At 67.2% G+C, this 17336-nt stretch carries 16 protein-coding genes; 9 read left to right on the top strand and 7 right to left on the bottom strand.

From position 1 onward, the window contains the following. The first annotated feature begins 85 nt into the window (after nt 1-85). On the top strand, nt 86-763 hold the full coding sequence (locus F4Y45_01575; GenBank protein MXY23195.1) for a porin family protein: 678 nt from the start codon (nt 86-88) through the stop codon (nt 761-763). A gap of 30 nt (nt 764-793) precedes the next feature. Here the strand turns inward: F4Y45_01575 and ppk1 are convergent, their stop codons facing one another. Further along, nucleotides 794-2920 (bottom strand): polyphosphate kinase 1, encoded by a 2127-nt coding sequence (ppk1, locus tag F4Y45_01570; protein MXY23194.1) that lies wholly within the window; start codon nt 2918-2920, stop codon nt 794-796. Nucleotides 2921-2985: 65 nt separating this feature from the next. Between ppk1 and F4Y45_01565 the strand changes: the two genes are divergently transcribed. Then, a complete protein-coding gene (locus F4Y45_01565) occupies nt 2986-4431 on the top strand; it encodes a DASS family sodium-coupled anion symporter (GenBank protein MXY23193.1) in 1446 nt (481 codons plus the stop codon). Nucleotides 4432-4443: 12 nt separating this feature from the next. Here the strand turns inward: F4Y45_01565 and F4Y45_01560 are convergent, their stop codons facing one another. Continuing rightward, nucleotides 4444-5271, bottom strand: coding sequence for a taurine dioxygenase (locus F4Y45_01560; protein ID MXY23192.1), 828 nt, complete (start codon nt 5269-5271; stop codon nt 4444-4446). Nucleotides 5272-5283: 12 nt separating this feature from the next. Continuing rightward, nucleotides 5284-5799 (bottom strand): DUF664 domain-containing protein, encoded by a 516-nt coding sequence (locus tag F4Y45_01555; GenBank protein ID MXY23191.1) that lies wholly within the window; start codon nt 5797-5799, stop codon nt 5284-5286. 351 nt (nt 5800-6150) lie between these two features. Here F4Y45_01555 and rpoD point away from each other — a divergent pair, with 351 nt between their 5' ends. Together rpoD and F4Y45_01545 are read left to right on the top strand one after the other, a co-directional pair. Next, nucleotides 6151-7920 (top strand): RNA polymerase sigma factor RpoD, encoded by a 1770-nt coding sequence (rpoD, locus tag F4Y45_01550; GenBank protein ID MXY23190.1) that lies wholly within the window; start codon nt 6151-6153, stop codon nt 7918-7920. A 62-nt stretch (nt 7921-7982) separates the two neighbouring features. Then, nucleotides 7983-8861, top strand: a complete 879-nt coding sequence (locus tag F4Y45_01545; protein MXY23189.1) for a flap endonuclease — start codon at nt 7983-7985, stop codon at nt 8859-8861. Here F4Y45_01545 and F4Y45_01540 read toward each other — a convergent pair. Next, nucleotides 8858-9553, bottom strand: coding sequence for an ABC transporter ATP-binding protein (locus tag F4Y45_01540; protein ID MXY23188.1), 696 nt, complete (start codon nt 9551-9553; stop codon nt 8858-8860). The genes F4Y45_01545 and F4Y45_01540 overlap by 4 nt on opposite strands. A 2-nt stretch (nt 9554-9555) precedes the next feature. Beyond that, complete coding sequence (locus tag F4Y45_01535) at nt 9556-10809, bottom strand: HlyD family efflux transporter periplasmic adaptor subunit (GenBank protein ID MXY23187.1); 1254 nt, start codon at nt 10807-10809, stop codon at nt 9556-9558. 160 nt (nt 10810-10969) lie between these two features. Between F4Y45_01535 and F4Y45_01530 the strand changes: the two genes are divergently transcribed. Beyond that, complete coding sequence (locus F4Y45_01530) at nt 10970-11539, top strand: NYN domain-containing protein (protein MXY23186.1); 570 nt, start codon at nt 10970-10972, stop codon at nt 11537-11539. Between the two features lie 38 nt (nt 11540-11577). On the opposite strand, the gene F4Y45_01525 is transcribed toward F4Y45_01530, so the two are convergent. Together F4Y45_01525 and F4Y45_01520 are read right to left on the bottom strand one after the other, a co-directional pair. After that, a complete protein-coding gene (locus F4Y45_01525; GenBank protein ID MXY23185.1) occupies nt 11578-12822 on the bottom strand; it encodes a DUF2911 domain-containing protein in 1245 nt (414 codons plus the stop codon). A gap of 99 nt (nt 12823-12921) precedes the next feature. After that, nucleotides 12922-14247, bottom strand: a complete 1326-nt coding sequence (locus tag F4Y45_01520; GenBank protein MXY23184.1) for a hypothetical protein — start codon at nt 14245-14247, stop codon at nt 12922-12924. A gap of 179 nt (nt 14248-14426) precedes the next feature. On the opposite strand from F4Y45_01520, the gene lexA reads away from it, so the two are divergent. From lexA to F4Y45_01500, 4 genes are all read left to right on the top strand, one after another. Beyond that, nucleotides 14427-15044: a repressor LexA gene (gene lexA, locus F4Y45_01515; protein MXY23183.1), complete on the top strand. Its 618-nt coding sequence runs from the start codon at nt 14427-14429 to the stop codon at nt 15042-15044. 14 nt (nt 15045-15058) lie between these two features. After that, complete coding sequence (locus F4Y45_01510; protein ID MXY23182.1) at nt 15059-15700, top strand: recombinase A; 642 nt, start codon at nt 15059-15061, stop codon at nt 15698-15700. Then, on the top strand, nt 15678-17030 hold the full coding sequence (locus F4Y45_01505; protein ID MXY23181.1) for a DNA polymerase Y family protein: 1353 nt from the start codon (nt 15678-15680) through the stop codon (nt 17028-17030). The genes F4Y45_01510 and F4Y45_01505 overlap by 23 nt, the downstream gene beginning before the upstream one ends. A gap of 14 nt (nt 17031-17044) precedes the next feature. After that, a partial coding sequence (locus F4Y45_01500; protein MXY23180.1) for a PHP domain-containing protein occupies nt 17045-17336 on the top strand: 292 nt, incomplete at its 3' end.

The following is a 17336-nucleotide window of genomic DNA, read 5'->3' as shown; positions in this document are numbered from 1 at the left end:
AGCTTAGTGAGCCACAGCACATCGGAAGAACCGGTGCGCCGCGAACCGCCATAGTGACGCATCTCCTCGACGCCAAAGAGGGCAGATGGCGACAGCTCGTGTAGTCCCAAACGCGCTCACGGTCGCCGTCCTCCTGTGCGGCGTGACTCCGGCGGTTGCGCAGACCGCGGGCGGGGCCGAGATCGCCGGTGGCTACCAGCGCCCCACTTCCGAGGGTCCGCTTGATCCGCAGGGGTGGTTCCTCTCCGGGGGCTTCAACCTCACGCGGGGGTTCGCCATCGTCGGCGAAGTCAGCGTGGCGGGAAACCGTGTCACCATCGGACTGCCCGACCTGGGCGGCTTCGATTTCCTGCCGGCGGGGGATGCCCTTGAAGTCGCCGGGCAGAACGCGACGGTCATGGGTGGCGTGCGCGTCGCTTACCCGAGACGTCCCGTCATGCTGTTTGCCAGGTTCCTGATCGGCATGGAACGGGTGACGAGCGACGTCAACTTCTTCGGCGCCGAGTTTGTCGATCTCTCGGACACCGGCCCGTCCCTTCAGGTGGGTGGCGGAATAGACGTCGATATCACCGGGCCTCTGGCGGTTCGTCTCCTCGGCGACTGGAGGCGAACTCGTTTGGGAGGCGTGCCTGCCACCGCCATTCTTGGCGAGACGCTGCTTTCGGAGCTCCCCATCGGGCCGGGCGACGCCTCGGTGCCGAGTTTCCACTTCGATACGCGACGCTTCGGCGTCGGTCTCGTCTACCGGTTCGGAGGCAGGTAGGACGGTGAGATTGCCCGGCTCGACGGGCCGCTAGTCCTGCGGGCGGCGCGTGTAGGTTTCGAGCAGCTGTTCCTGCGCATTGATCGGCTCGTTGCCCGCTTCGATCGCGACGGCGCGGTAGGAGCCGTCGGTCTGGAGTTCCATCGTGCGATCGGTGTCGGAGAACATCGTTTCGAGGACCACGTCGCGTAGATGGTTGCGGACGCCGGGGTCACGAACGTAGCAGAGGGTCTCGACGCGGCGGTCGAGGTTCCGTTCCATCAGGTCGGCGCTGCCGATCAACGCTTCGGGTTGGCCGTCATTGACGAAGTAATAGAGCCGCGAGTGTTCGAGGAATCGGCCGACGACGGAACGAACGCGGATCGTCTCGCTGACGCCGGGAATGCCGGGGCGAAGGCAGCAGACGCCGCGGACGATCATGTCAATCGGCACGCCCGCCTGTGAAGCGCGGTACAGGACGCGGATCATCTCCGGATCGGCGACCGAATTGTTCTTGATGATCATCCCGGCTTCACGGCCGGCGCGCGCGTGTTCCGCCTCGCGCTCCACCAGCTCCGTGAACGCCCTGCGCAGGTGATTGGGTGCGACCAGCAGCTCGCGGTAGTTCCACTTGTTCGAGTAGCCCGTCAGATAGTTGAAAACCTCGGTCACCTCGTCCAGAACTCCCGGCCGCGCCGTGAACAGGCCGAAGTCGGTATACACCTGCGAAGTCACCCGGTTGTAGTTGCCGGTGCCGACGTGCGCGTAGCGGACGATGCCGTCCAGTTCCTTGCGCACCACCAGGCAGAGCTTGCAGTGCGTCTTCAGGTTGACCATCCCGTAGACGACATGGACGCCGGCCGATTCCAGGCGGTTCGCCCAGACGATGTTGTTCCGTTCGTCGAAGCGCGCCTTCAGCTCCACCAGCACGGCCACCTGCTTGCCTCCCTCGGCGGCGCGGATCAGCAGATCCAGCAGCGGTGAGTTGGGTCCTATGCGGTACAGCGTGATCTTGATGGCAATCACGTTCGGGTCGTCCACCGCCACCCGGAGGAATGTCTCCACCGTCGAAAACGACTCGAACGGATGGTGGACCAGGTGGTCGCGTTCCTGGATCTCGTCGAAGATCCCCTCGTCGTCCGCCGCCCAGATGCTGCTGGCGGAGAAGGGAGCATCCTTCAATTGTGGGCGATGCAGCCGGGTCAGGGCGCTCCAGTCGCAATAGCCCATCCGCCCATCCGTGCGCGACACGATGTCCTCTTCGATCTCGAAGTTCTCGATCAGGATGTTCAGCACGCGCGCCGGCATCGCCGATTCGACGAGCAGTTGCGACAGGTCGCCGTAACGAAGTTCCTTGAGGGTCCGGTCCACCGACTCGAGCAGGTCGTCCGCCTCGTCCTCCTGAATCACCATGTCGGTGTCGCGGATGATGCGGAAGAGGTACGCGCTTCGCACGTCGACACCCGGGAAGAGGAGGGCGACGTTCAGTTTCACCACGTCCTCGAGCAGGGCGAACGTGTCGCCCTTCTCGCCCACCACGGAGGCCGGGACCGGTACGAAGCGGGGGAGAACGTCGGGTAGCTTGACGCGAGCGAAGCGCGTGCGGCCGTTCTGCTCGACGACTACCGCCAGGTTCATGCTCAGGTTCGAAATGAAGGGGAATGGGTGTCCCGGGTCGAAGGCGAGTGGCGTCAGCACCGGGTGGATGTTCTGCTCGTAGTAGTCGCGCAGGTATCGCTTGACGGCCGTCGTGTAGTCCGCCGGGTCGAGAATCTGAATCCTCTCGGCGGCGAGCAGCGGGCGGAGTGTCTCGGACCAGCAGCGCTCGACGTCGACCATCATCCGGTTCGAGCGGACGCGGATCGAGTCGAGCTGCTGCTCGGTGCTCAGCCCGTCCGGGGAGATCGCCTCCATGTCGTTTCGGAACTTCCGGAGCAGTGTCGCCACCCGCACCATGAAGAACTCATCCAGATTGCTGGCGACGATGGAAAGGAACTTCACCCGCTCGAGCAGCGGGTGGCTTGCGTCCTCAGCCTGCAGGAGAACCCGCTGGTTGAACTCCAGCCAACTCAACTCGCGGTTGATGTAGAGAGCTGGATTCTCCAGATCTGTCGGGTCGAATTCGGCGCCGGCGGCCGCGCCGGAGGGCTGCCCGGTGGCGTCGGTCGTGTCGTGCATCGGTGATGGTCAGAATCATATCAGCCGGCCGCGCGCGCGCCTTGCGCTACGATGGGCAGCCGCCGATGACCGACACCGCCCGCGCCGCCACCATTCTCCTGGCGCTCCTGCTCATGCTGCTGGTGGATGCGCTGCCGGAACCGTCCCCGGTCGTGCGGGCCGGTGAACAGATCGCCCTCACTCCCGACGGGAAGGCGTGCCTGGCGATCCTGGTTTTCGCCATCACGCTCTGGGTGACCGAAGCGGTGCCCTTCGCGGTGACCGCGCTGATCGTCCTGCTGCTCATTCCCATCCTCGGGATTGCGGACTACCCGACGGTGGTGGCGGCCGGATTCGGCAATCCGCTGGTCACGTTTTTCATTGGTGTGCTGTTTCTTTCCACCGGATTCACGCACTCGGGGCTCGGCACGCGGCTGGTGTTGCACGTGCTTCAGCGGGTCGGCACCCGGACCGACCGGGTGTTGCTCGGCTTCCTCGTGGTGGGCGCCCTGCTGTCGATGTGGATCACCGACATGGCGGTGGCGGCGCTGCTGATGCCGCTTGGGGTCGGCGTGCTGCGTGACGCGAAGCTCGAGCCGCTCAAGAGCAACTTCGGGCGGGCGCTGATGATCTCGTGCGCGTTCGGCCCTCTGATCGGGGGTATTGGCACGCCGGCCGGGGCCGGCGCCAACCTGGCCGCGGTCGGCTACCTCCGCGAGTTGGCGGATGTCGAGATCTCCTTTGTGCGGTGGATGGTCTACGGCGTGCCGGCGTTGTTGCTGATGATCCCGGCGGGTTGGTGGCTGCTGCTGCGGACATTTCCGCCGGAGCTGGACCGGCTGCCGATCGCGGACGCGGAGATTCGGGAGCGTATTGATGCCCTCGGCCCGCCGACCAGGCTGGAGATCTGGACCCTGGTGGTCTTCGCCGGCACGATCACGGTCTGGCTGACGACGCCGCTTCTCGACGCCTGGACCGGCGGCGCAATCGACCCTCCGCCACAGGCGGTGGCGCTCGGCGGGGGACTGCTGCTGTTTCTTCCGGGCCTCAGCGTCCTGCGCTGGAAGGCGGCGCAGCGCGACATGGACTGGGGCGGAGTCATCCTGATCGTCGCCGGTCTCTCGCTAGGCGTGATGGTGTTCGACACCGGCGCAGCGCGCTGGCTGGCGCAAGTGCTGCTGGGCCGCTTGCCGGACGTGCCGGGATTGCTGCAGCCGTTCGTCATCGTGCTTGTCGTGGCCGCGCTGCACATGGCTTTTTCCAGCAACACGGTGACCGGCGCAATCATCATGCCGATCCTGATTGCGCTCGCGCAGGACTTCCGCCTGGATGTGTGGACCATCGCGGCTCCCGCCGCGTTCACGTCGACGCTTGCCTTCATCCTGGTGACCGAGAGCCCGACGAACGTCGTGCCGTACTCCGCCGGCTACTTCACGATCCGGGACATGGCGAAGGTCGGCATTGCGATGACGCTGGCGGCCGCCGTGTGCGTAACCGTCGCGATTGCCGTGGTGCAGCTGCTCGGCGCCTGACGCGGAGCGCCCTCAGGGCCGCTTGGGATCGTAGTACGGGGCGTCGCCGGCGATGGTCACCCGGTAGCCGTGCCGTGTTTCCGGATAGTAGTCCCAGATCGCCAGGTGCTGCGTGCAGCGGTTGTCCCACATCGCGATCGACTCGGGCTCCCACGTGAACCGGCAGTGGAAGTCGGGCTGGGCGCAGTGGCGGAAGAGAAACGCCAGCACGGCGTCGCTTTCGGCGATCGGCAGGTCCTTGATGCGCGTCGTGAAGCCTTCGTTCACATAGAGCGCCGGCTTGCCGGTGACCGGATGCGTCCGGACCACCGGGTGCTCGGCCGAGGGATAGTCATCGTCGCGCAGCGTGCCGGCGCCGTAGCGGCCCCGGTAGTACTGCTCGCCCTCGTGGATGGCAGTCAGCCCGGTCAGTAACCGCTGCATGCGGTCGGAGAGTCCCTCGTAGGCGGCGTACATGTTGGAGAAAAGCGTGTCGCCGCCGCAGGACGGCACCTGTTCGATCCGGAGGATGCTGCCCATCGGAGGCAACTGGTCGCACGAGACGTCCGAGTGCCAAAGGCTGCCGGCGACGAAGTCCACCTTGTCGTCGCCGTGAACGACGAGAATCTCTGGATGCTCCGCGCCCTTGGGCGCCGCCGGATGGATGTGCAACGCTCCGAAGCGGCGGCCGAGAGCCTTGTGCTGGTCGAAAGTCAGCGGCTGATCGCGAAAGAAGAGGACCAGGTGTCGGACCCACGACTCCTGCAGCCACGCAACCGTTGCTTCGTCCAGCGGTTGCGTCAGATCAACGCCGGAGACTTCCGCCCCGATCACCGGCGTGAGCGGCTGGAGTGTGGGCATCGTCACGGGATTCTAGAACCCAGGCGGCGCTTCGTCGGCTGACGGCCCGTAGAGCGGCGGCACGGGGATGTCGTTCATCCGGAGATAGACGCAGAGTTGCGCCCGGTGGTGCACGAGGTGGTTCATGACGAACGACCGGATGACAACGATCTTCGGAAGGGTCAGTACCTGCTTGCCGTTCTGCAGCAGCGTCCAGGGCTTCATCATGGCGTCGTCGCTTGCGCCGGCAATCGCGGCGCGGGCGGCCGCCGCGTGCATGTCGAATGCGGCGAGCAGGTCGGCATTGTTCGCCGGCTCCGGCGGCGGGTCCATGGGTTTGCCCTCGGGCATCAGGTCCAGTTCGTCGTGAGCGATGGTCAGCGGCGCCCAGGAGGGGAGGTTGGCGAGATGCCCCGCGAGCCAGATCATCGATCCCGATCTCGGGTGCGGCTTCCAGTCGTACTTGTCTTCGGGTACCCGCTCGAGCGTCGTGCGCGCCCCGGCGAACTCGTGATCGAGTTCCGGCAGCAAACTCCCGCCAATCGTCATGGTTGTTCTCCTCGGGCCGGGAGCGGCGTTTTCCCAGGAACTTTCCCGGGTGGCTCCGGCATCCGGCGCGGCCCCGGACGAGCCCCGCCGGCGGCCATTCTATCCCGATTCTGCGCGGTTCTTCGCCGGGATGCCCGGAGATCGCCGATCTTGCGTCATCTTGCGCGTGAAATGGCCGTTTTCCTGTCGCAATTCAGGGAAGGATTCGATATTATTAACAGGTTTAACTGAAACTCACTGCCCCTGGAGGGCGTCCTAACTGTAGAGGGCTCGCGAATCGGCCCGAAACCGGGCCGCCAGGCATGTCAAGCCGTCGCGGCTACGTCGTAGGACTACAGGAGAGTTCACAGCTTGCTGACACAGGAACGCCAAGAAATCGTCAAGGACCTCGTAGCCCTCGGGCAGGACCGCGGATACGTCTCGCTCGATCAGGTGCTGGAGCATGCGCCGTCCGACCTGGAGGATCAGGATCTGTCCGCCATCGTGCAGGATCTCGAGAAAGAAGGGATCGACGTAGACGATGGCGATACCAAGCGGACCGCCATGTCTCGGGCCGCCCAGCCCACTCCGCCGGAACCGATCCCGCACGAAGAAGATCAGGGACAGGATCTCGTTCGCACTTATCTCCGCCAGATGAGCCGGGTGCCGCTGCTTACCCGAGAGGGTGAAGTGGCGATCGCAAAGCGGATCGAGCGGGGCGAAATCCGTATCACCCGCGCAATGTCGCGCAGCATGCTCGTGGCGCGCCACGTCCCCACGATCGCGCAGGAGGTGCTGGACGGGGTGCGCTCGCTCCGTGAGACCGTCATACTGCCGGACGCCGAGCTGACCGAGCGGACGGTAAAGAACCGGACACGCAGGCTGTTGGCGCGCGCGGAGGAAGTGGCCACCGCACTCAAGACGGTCGAACGGATTGAGCAGCGCGCGGAGCAGGGCCGCAAGCAGCGGCAGAAGCTGCAGCCGAAGAGCGAGGCCCATGCCACCGCGGTTCGCAGGCGTCGCCAGCGGGCCGACGTTCACAAGAAGTGGCAGATCGGGAGGGCACGCATCGCCTTGTCCCAGGCGATCCGTCAACTGGAGTCGACGCCCGCCGTCCGCCGGGAGTTGCTCGATATCGTGGAGCGGGCGGCCGCCGAACACGCTCAGGCGCAGCGCCGCGTCAACCGCCTGCGGGATCGCGGCGCCGGCGACGAAAGGCTGAAGGAAGCGCGTGCCGAACTGGATGCGATTCGGAAGCGGCTAAGGGATCAGCACGAGGATCCCGCCTCGCTGAAGGCCATCCAGAAGGCGCTTCGCCGGGGCTCGCTCGAAGGAGATCAGGCGCGGAAGGAACTGACCGAAGCGAACCTCCGCCTGGTCGTTTCGGTCGCCAAGAAGTACGTGAACCGCGGCCTGGCGTTCCTCGACCTGATCCAGGAAGGGAACATCGGTCTGATGCGGGCGGTGGACAAGTTCGACTACCGCCGCGGTTTCAAGTTCTCGACCTACGCCACCTGGTGGATCCGCCAGGCGATCACTCGCGCGATAGCCGACCAGGCGCGGACCATCAGGATTCCGGTCCACATGATCGAGACGCTCAACAAGCTGAATCGCGCCAACCAGACGCTGGCGCGCGACCTGGGTCGCGAGCCGACGCAGGCGGAGCTGGCGGAGCGGGCTGATCTGCCCATCTCCGTCGTCCGCAAGGCGCGGAAGATCGCCCAGACGGTGGTTTCGCTCGATGCCCCGATCGGCGACAGCGACGAGAGTCAGTTCGGTGACTTCATCGAGGATCGTCAGGCGGTCAATCCGGCGGAAGCGACAGTCGCGTTCGACCTTCGCCGCCAGACCGAATCGGTGCTCGACACGCTCAGCCCCAAGGAGCGCGAGGTAATCCGCATGCGCTTCGGCTTGAACGACGGCGCCGAGCCGACCCTGGCGGAACTGGGCGAGAAGTTCTCGCTGACCCGGGAGCGGATTCGTCAGATTGAAGCGGCTGCTCTCCGGAAGCTGCGCGACCCGCAGCTCAGCAACCGGCTCAGTTCGTTCGTCGAGCCGCGCCAGCCCCGGCGGAACCGCCGTCGCCGTGGCGACGCGCCGCAGTCGACCGCTCCTTCCGCCGAAGAGCAGGGCGTCGCCTGACGCGGGCGTAGCCGTCCACCGACTCGCGGCGACTCGCCGGTCGCGCATGCCACAATGGCGGCGTGAACGTATTTCTCGTCGACGGAACCTACGAGCTGTTCCGGCACTTCTACGCGATCCCGTCATCCTTGGACGCTGACGGCAACGAGGTGGGTGCGGTTCGCGGTGTCCTCGGCTCGACGATCGCGCTGCTCGAGGAGGGCGCGACGCACGTCGGGGTTGCCACCGATCACGTCATCGAGTCTTTCCGGAATGACCTGTGGCCCGGCTACAAGACCGGCGAGGGCATCGATCCGGCCCTCTTCCACCAGTTCCATCCGCTCGAGGAGGCGCTCGAGGCGCTTGGCGTCGTCGTCTGGAAAACCGTGAAGCACGAGGCGGACGACGCCCTGGCCTCCGCGGCGAAGCGGGCGGCCGCCGACGCGCGTGTCAGGAAGGTCCTGATCTGCACGCCCGACAAGGATCTCGCGCAGATGGTGGACGGGCACCGCATAGTGCAGTTCGACCGCCGCGCCGGCAAGGTGCGTGACGCTGAGGGGGTCCGGGAGAAGTTCGGCATCCCGCCGGAGTCGATTCCAGACTACCTGGCGCTGGTGGGCGATTCCGCCGATGGTTTTCCGGGCGTCCGCGGATGGGGCGCCAAGTCGGCCGCCTCCATCCTCGCACAGTACCCGCACCTGGAGGACATTCCGCCGGATGCCGCCGCCTGGAGAGTGCGAATCCGCGGCGCCGAGCGCCTCGCCGCCGCCCTGGCCGACGCGCGCGAGGAGGCCGGGCTCTTCAAGGATCTCGCGACGCTCCGCACCAACCTGCCCGTCTTCAGGAACGTCGACGAGCTCCGCTGGACCGGTCCCACCCCTGCATTCTTCGATCTCTGCGCCCGCATGAACGCCAGCGGACTGTTCAGGCGAGCCCAGCGCCTCGCCGAAGGCCGGAATTAGGCGGCGGGATCGGCCAGCTTGCCGTCGAAGAGGTGGATCTCGCGCTTGGCGTGGTCGGCGTAGCGCGGATCGTGCGTCACCATGCAGATGGTCGAGCCCTCGTCGTGGAGCGTCTGCAGCAGCTCCATCACCGCCTCGCCGTTCTTCGAGTCCAGGTTGCCCGTCGGCTCGTCCGCCAACAGGATCGACGGCTGGCCCGCAACCGCCCGCGCCACCGCCACCCGCTGCTGCTGGCCGCCCGACAACTGGCTCGGCAGGTGCTTCGCCCGGTGCGCCATCTCCACCTTCTCCAGCGCCGCCGTCACCCGCTCTCCGCGCTCCGACGGCGCCATCCCCCGGTACGTCAGCGGAAGCTCCACGTTCTCGTACACCGTCAGGTCGCCGATCAGGTTGAAGCTCTGGAAGATGAAGCCGATCTCCCGGTTCCGCGTCCGCGCCCGCTCCGCCTGGCTCAGTTGCGACACGCCCTGACCGTTCAGCGTGTAGGCCCCCGCCGTCGGCGTGTCCAGCAGGCCGAGGATCGACAGCAGCGTCGACTTGCCGCACCCCGACGGGCCGGAGACCGCCACGTACTCCCCCGGGTGAATGTCCAGAGTCACCCCGTCGAGCGCGTGCGTCTCCACCTCGTCCGTGTAGAAGACCTTCGAGACCCCTTCAAGACGAATCAGTGGCTGCAGGTTGTTCTCGTCCATCGTCATTCAATCCGTACGCGGTCGAACTGGTCCCAGGCCGACATGTCCGACAGCACGACGCGGTCCCCTGGCTGCAACCCGTCGCGCACCTCGATCGCGCTCACCGACGCCCGCCCCAGACTTACCGGCGTCCGGGCCGCATGGGCGCCGTCGGCCTGCAGCCGGAACAGGCTCACCACGCTGTCCTCCTGGCCGAACACCGGACGGCCGACGAAGACCACGTCCTCCAGGCGCTCCAGCTCGATCGTCCCGTCCACCGTCAGGTCCGGACGCGCTCCCCGCGGCAGCTCCCCGTCCAGCGCCACGTCCACCGTCACCGTCCCGTTCTCCACCGCCGGGTCGATGCGCGTCACGTGACCCTCGATTACGCCGTTTCGCGTATCCACCAGCGCCCGCTGCCCGATCTGCACGTCCCGCGCCTGCGTCTCCGCGATCCGAAGCTCCGCCTTCAGCAGCGTCGGGTCGCCCACCCGCGCCAGGTTCGTGCCCGTCGTCACCCGCTGACCCTCGTCGAGCGGAACCTGCTGCAGCACGCCATGCATCCCCGCCCGCACCCGCAGCGCGTCGACCTGCTGCAGCCGCAGCTCGTGCAGCGTCCGCAGCCGGTCCACCTCCGCCTGCTCCACCGCCAACTGCTCGTCCACCGTCTCGGTCGCCATCTGCAGCCGTTCCCGCTCCAGCTTCAGCCGCGTGTCGTACTCCTGCTCCCGTGCTTCGGACTGCCGGAGCTGGATCGTCGACACCAGACCCTGGTCCGCCAGCTCCCGGTCCGCCTCCGCCTGCAGGCGCGCCGATAGCAGTTGCGCCTCGGTCGAGGCCAGCGCCGAACGCTGCTCCAGCAGCGCCCGTTCCACCTCCACCCGCCGCGTCGTGAACCGCGCCTCGGCCGCGGCCAGGTTCAGTTGCGCCTCCAGCGCCTCCTGCTCGAGCACCGGGTTGCTCAGCTCCAGGATTACCGTGCCGGGTTCGATGGTGGCGCCGGGACGGATCACGATCCGATCGACCGTGCCGTCGGTCACGGCCGGGATCCAGCGGATGGTCTCCGGCACCAGGCTGCCGGTGCCGCGCACCTCCCGGACCATCGGGCCGCGCTGCACCGTGTCGATGAAGACCGTGTCCGCGTCGACGCGGGGGGCGGCCGGCTGGAGTTGCGAGACGCCGGCGGTGATCAGAATGACCACCACAGCCGCTGAACCGGCGTAGAGCCCCTGGCGCAGCTTCTTCTTCCGCGCGAGGTCAGGTCTGGCGACGTCCATCGGATGTTTCCGGCCGACAGATCGATTGTACGCGGAAGGAAGCGAGAAGGTTGGCCAGCCGTCGATGAAGAGGGGGCGGGGCAGCAACGAACGCGGGGCTTGACGTAGCGGGCTCCAGAACGATAGCGTCGTAGACGCCTCATCCGCTCACGGGCGGTAGGTGTTCATCACCCCCGGGGTCTGGCTTCGCCACACCCCGGGGCTTTTTTTCATGGCCGATCGGGCTGTCCTCTTCATCGACGGCAACAACTGGTACCACGAACTCAAGGAACACGGTGTGTACAGGGACCAGCGCCAGTTTCTTGCGGGACTGGAACGGACGGACCCGCGAATCACGACACACCTTGGCCGATTGGAAGAACGTCCCGAAGACAATCCGGCTGCCCGCGAGTTGTTGCACTACTTGGCCAATCTCCCGCAACGAATCGACTCGGATGTGTACCGTCACTTGATGCAGATCGGGAAGACGCACAGGCGTCAGACGGTGACAGTCGAAAAAGCGGTTGACGTGATGCTTGCGGTGGATCTTGTGGTTATGGCTGAGCGTGACGAGTTCGACGCCGCCTATGTGCTGTCGAGAGACGGTGACTTCACGCTGGCCGTCGCGGCCGTTCGCGAACACAAGAAGAAGGTGTACGGCGTCTCAATGCGGCGAGGCATACAACTGGCCGCGACGGCCGACTCCTTCATAACGCTGTCGCGCGACTGGTTCGACGACTGCTACGTGTGAGCAGCTGCCAAGCGGCGTGTCGAAATAGCCGCGGGCCGCTATCTGGCGATCGTGAAGTCAGCCGTCCACTCGTGGGGGCCCCAGTGGACCAGCAGACGGCCCCGGTCGGCCCCGGTCGGCACCAGCGTGCCACCGAGCGGCCGGAATGACCGGTCGCCCCGCGTGTAGTCGACAGCCACTTCCACCGCATCGAATTCCGGGTCGTGCCGCGTTCCCCAGGAATCGGGCTCGTTGTTGAAGACGAGCCGCCAGCCGTCGCCGCTCCGGCGGAGCCAGATGGCGTAGGCGCCAGCGAAGCCGGGCGCGAGGTTGCCGGTCGGAAGGTCCATTTCTCCGAAGCGGAGGCCGACGTCGCTCTTGATCCGGACGGGTGCGGCGCGGACCAGCTCGACCACGTCGCCGTCCGCCGTCTCCTCGAAGCGGCTGTAGTCTTCGTCCTCGACATCGATTCCCTTCCAGTAGAGGAGGGAGATCCGCTCGCCGCCGGGCAGGATCAACGCCGATTCGTTCCGCTCGGCGAGGGTGACGCCGCGTGAGAAGGCAGTCGTGTCGGTGGATGCTTCGCGCGACTGGCCGCGGCCCGAGACGCGCGGTGTGCCCGGCCTCTCCGGCAGTTCATCGAAGCGAAAGTCGGCGCTCCACACGTGGGGCCCCCAACGAAGGGTCAATTGGCCTTCCTCGGTGTTCGTCATCATCGCCGACGCGGTCAGGACCGGTGCGGCCTCGGCCGACTCGCGGTGGCTTAGCGGGATCGCGCGGATCTCGCCGTCCGCGTCATCTTCGTAACCGACCACCTCCAGGCGCCAGCCGTGCGCTTCGCGCGCAAGCCACAGTTCGGGCGGCGCTTCCTCCGCTCCTTCAGCTTCAGCGTTGGAGGCCTCTGCCTCGGTCTCGTCCGCCTCGTCCTCGTCCGTGTCGGGTTCGTTCGAGTCACTGTCCGCCGCGGCGGCCGCCGCCGCGACGGCCGCCGCCGCGCGATAGGTTTCCGCCAACGCCTCCAGGTCGGGCGCCAGCTCGCCGATCCTCAGCGCCTGATGTCCTTCGATCGTGCCGATGCGGACGCGAGTTCCGGCCGTGCCGTCGAGGAGTGTCCGGTTCGCCGCGTCGTCCGCCGACAGATCGGGCGTGAACGCGACGTCAATCGACTGCGCCTCGAGTACCAGCATGGCGTGCAGCAGGCCGTCGCCTTCCTCGCTGGGCTCGGGCGTCTGCGCCCCGGCCGGGGCGCTGGCGGTCACACCGGCAGCCAGCAGAAGCACCGGGATGAGGCGGGTTGCGCGCATCAGGAGATCTCCTCAGGCAAAGCAAAAAAAGAGGGCGGGGTCTTGCCGGCCCCGCCCTCGAAGCGTCACGACGAACCGGCTGCGGTCAGCCCGCTGCCGTCAGTTGTTGTTGTTCGTGGTCGGCATCGCCTCGGCATCGTCAATCTTGGCGTAGCCGATGAAGCCGAGCTGCATCTCGTCGTCCGTCCGCGGGCCGTAGCCGACGAAGCGGTTCGAATTGAATTTCTCGCGCGCCGCCCGCTCCGGCGTGTTGTCGTACCAGAAGTCGACGTCGATACGCGTCCCCTTCGGCAGGAACTTCGGCTCCTTGTACTTGTAGGTCACCTGCCATCCCTGATCGTAGTGGGGCACGTCGAGCAGCAGCTCTTCCGTCCCGTCCGGATAGGTGACCGTGTAGCGCGAGGCGTGCGCGCGCGTGTGCGCGTGCGGCCAGAGGTCGAGCACATAGATGTCCGTGTCGAGGACACGCGACGAGCCGACCCGGTAGTTCGGGTGGTTCGGTGGAATCTCGAAGCTGCGGTTGCCGATCGCGTCGTTGATCACCTTGTACTTCGGTTCCGCGTCGGCGAGGAAGAAGCCCACCTGCGGGCTGCTCCAGGCGCCGGAGCCCTCCGCCGGCTCCTTGTGGTAGTGCATGTTGAAGGAGATGCTCGACCCCTTCTCGATCAGCACGCCGAAGTCTTCCGGCAGCATTCCCGACTCGCCGCCCTCGGCGACGCAACTCAGCAGGCGGCTGTCCGGTGTGTCGGCCCCCTCGTCCTCGACCGCCTCCGCCGGCAGATAGGCGTCGGGCGAGAGGACGGACGAACACATGTGATGGGTGATGGCGTTGTCGCCCACGCGGAGCTCCCAGCCCCTGACCCAGGCATCCTCCGGCAGGAGATCCTCCGAGATCTTCGTGTAGAAGGTGATGTTCAGATCGTAGATGTCGTCCTCGACCAGGTACGGTTCCGGCATCGACACGACGAAGTCGGGAGTGCCGAGCGACCAGCCGTCGTTGGCGTCCTCGGCCCACTGCCGCGCTGGCGGCGCGTCGGTCATGTCGCCAGCGGGCGCGCCCGCCTCGACCCAGTTCACGATGGTGTCGATCTGGTCGTCGGTCAGGCCGCGCTCGTTCTCGAAGACGCCCGTCGGAGCCGTTGCGAACCAGGGAGGCATCTCACGTGCTTCCACCTTGCGGGCGATGGCGCGAGCCCAGGGACGCGTCTCGGCGTAGTCCATGAACGACATCGGCGCGATCAGGCCGCTGATGTTGTAGCCGGACGGCCGATGGCAGGACTGGCAGTTCGCCTGCAGGATCGGCAGCACGTCCTTGTAGTACGTCACGTCGGCTTCCACCTCGTTCTCCGAGGCAAAGCCGGGCGCGGCGACGATGGCCGCGACGCCGAATACGAGCAGAGCGACGAATGTGCGCTTGAACGCCATGGAAGATCTCTCCTGCTTCGCGAAAAAAGACAGAACCGTTCGTGACTTTTATCACAGAAGCGAGAGCCTCCGCAAGCCGCAATTGTTCGCTTCCCGGCGCGCGTCCTGCCGGCCGCTTCGCAGGTTTCCTGGGAGGTGGTTTTAAAACAGACAAATGTATGCTATAGTCCATGTTTGCCATGGGCAGAACACCGCGGGGGGAGACTCGCGAACAGGTTTTCGCATTCGTGCGGGACCGGCTGCTGGCCGGCCGGCCGCCGACGGTGCGTGAAGTGCAGGCGGCATTCGGTTTCCGGGCGGTTCAGACCGCGCGGGCGCACCTGGAGCGGCTGGTCGAGCTGGGTCGCCTGACCGTCGACCGCGGCCGGGCGCGCGGCTACCGGCTGCCGGGGAGGGCCGGTGACGAGCCGCCACGGACCCGGCTGGTGCCGCTTCTGGGCCGCGTGCCGGCCGGCGTGCTCGACGAAGCGGTGGAGGATCCGGACGGCTACCTTCCGGTCGACGCGCATGGCGCGGCGTCGGACGAACTGTTCGCGCTACGGGTGCGGGGCGAGAGCATGGTTGGCGCCGGCATCCTTCCGGATGACACCGTCATCGTCCGCCGGCAGCCGACCGCGCGGACCGGCGACATCGTCGTGGCGCTGGTGGATCACGACGCGACGGTGAAGACCTTCGTGGCGCGCGGCGGCGGACGCGTGACGCTCCGTCCCGAGAACCCGGCGTTCGATCCGATCGAGCTGGATGCCGATGCGGTCGTCATCCTCGGCCGGGTGATCGAAGTGCGGCGGACATTGTGATGCGTGTGGCGAACGTGAAAACCGTTGCAGACCTGCGCGCCATCGCCTCCGGTTCGCGTGCCTGGGCGCAGCGCAGCCGGATGCCGTCGCCCGCGCCCGGCCGATGGACCCGCGCCGCGCTGGGCAGTTGCCTGGCGGAGCTCTCGGGCGGCGCCGGGGCGCCGTCGCTCACTCTGGCCTGCCGCCTCGTGCGCGAGGTGCAGCAGCAGGGGGAACCGGTCGCCTGGGTGACGCGTCCCGGCAGCGTCTTCTATCCCCCCGACCTGGCGGACGGTGGCATCGATCTGGCGGCGTTGCCGGTCATCCGGCTGGATGATGCGCGCGACCGGCTGCGCGCCGCCGACCAACTCGCCCGCTCCGGCGCGTTCGGCCTGCTGGTGCTCGACCTGGTGGAGGATGACCCCTGCCTGCCGCTCGCCGTGCAGAGCCGGCTGTCGGAGCAGGCGATCGCGCATGGCGCTCTGGTGCTCTGCCTGACGATGAAGACCGAGCGGCAACCGTCGCTCGGATCGCTCGTGACGGTTCGCGGCCAGGCGCGGCGCATCCGCCGGGGTGACGGCCGGTACGCCTGCCGGGTGGAGGTTCTCAAGGACAAGCGGCGCGGTCCCGGCTGGACCGACGAGGAGCATCGGCGTGGACCGGATGGCGTGCGTTGAGGTACGGGGCGCCGGCGCGCGCGCGGACAATCTGGACGCGGTCGCCGGGCGGCTGGGCCAGTTCAGCCCCGACGTCGAGCCGTCGCGCGACGCGCCGGGCGTTTTCTGGGTGAACGCCTCCGGCCTGTCGCACCTCTATCGATCGCCCCGCCACTGGGCGGAGCGAATCGCTGCCGCGCTTCGGGCGGACGGACACCGCGAGACGACGGTGGCCGTCGGTTTCACCCGCTTCGGCACCTACGCGGTCGCCCGGCGTCTGGCGTCCACCGAACGGCGGATCGCCGTGATCCGCGACCGCGCGGGTGAACGGGCGCTCGCCGGAAAGGCGCCGCTCGATCGCCTCGGTCTGGACAGGGCGCTGATCGACAGCCTCGAGAAACTGGGGGTCCGGACCGTCAGCGCGTTCCTCGAGTTGCCGGCCGAAGGCGTCCGCCGCCGCTTCGGACCTGACGCGCACCTCCTGCACCGGCGCGCGTCGGGCGATCTCAATCCGCCACTGCAGCCGATCCGTTCACCGGAGCCGTTGCTCGCACGGCACGATTTCGATCAGCCGGAGAGTGACGTCACCCGTCTGCTGTTTGCCGCCAAGCGCCTGGTCGACCGTCTGCTAGCTGCTGCTGCCGAACGGCGCGAGATGCTGGCCGAGCTGACGCTGCACCTCAGGCTCGATGGAAGTTTCACCGGCACGGAACTTCTGGCGGGCGGAGTCCGGACCGAGGTGGTCCGTCCCGCCGCGCCGACGCTGGACATCGCGCAACTGATGACGCTGGTCCGCTTGCGTTTCGAGTCGATTGCGCTCGAGAGGGGCGTCGTCGACCTTCGCGTCGCCGGGCGATCGGTTCGGACCGCAGCCGTGCAGGAAGGGCTCTTCGTCGAGCGGCCGCCGCGAGACCTTTCGGCGGCGAACCGTGCGCTTGCCCGCGTCCGCGCCCGGTTCGGCGACGCCGCCGTCGCACGGGCGCGCCTTGCCGAAGGTCACCTGCCGGAGGCGCGTTTTGCCTGGGAACCGGTCCATACGATTCCCTTGCCCGCCAGTGTCATGGTGCGCCGGCGTTCCGCCGTCGCCAGGGACGATACCGCTCCGCCCGTATCGGCGGCGGTTGCCGTCGGGCGGGACGTCCCGATGGTGCGCCGGGTCTACGCTATCCCGCACCCACTCCCCGCCGGGCACGTGGCGGAGCGCGCCGGGCCGTACCGCATCGCCGGCGGATGGTGGCGGATGCCGGTCAGTCGCGACTACTACTTCGCCCGGATGCGGAACGACGATCTGCTCTGGATTTACTACGACCGTGCGCGCCGCCGGTGGTGCTGCCAGGGGCGGGTGGAATAGCCGGGTGCGGGCTCATGGCGTACGTCCCGCTCTGGTGCAAGAGCAACTACTCGTTTCTCCAGGGGGCGAGCCATCCCGAGGAATTGATCGAGCAGGCCCACGCTCTCGGCCTGCCCGCCATTGCGCTGACCGACTGCGATGGCGTGCACGGTGTCGTCCGCGCCCATATGAAGGCGCAGGAACTCGGCGTCCACCTCATCATCGGCGCCGAACTCACGGTCGGTGACATTGCGCTGACCGGTGCGCCGGCGGGTGCGCCGGCGGGTGCGCCGGCCTCCAGGCCGGCACCGTCCACCACCACCGCCC

The organism is Acidobacteriota bacterium (genome assembly GCA_009838525.1).
Taxonomy (GTDB): domain Bacteria; phylum Acidobacteriota; class Vicinamibacteria; order Vicinamibacterales; family UBA8438; genus VXRJ01.
This window is presented reverse-complemented; position numbering and strand designations above follow the sequence as displayed.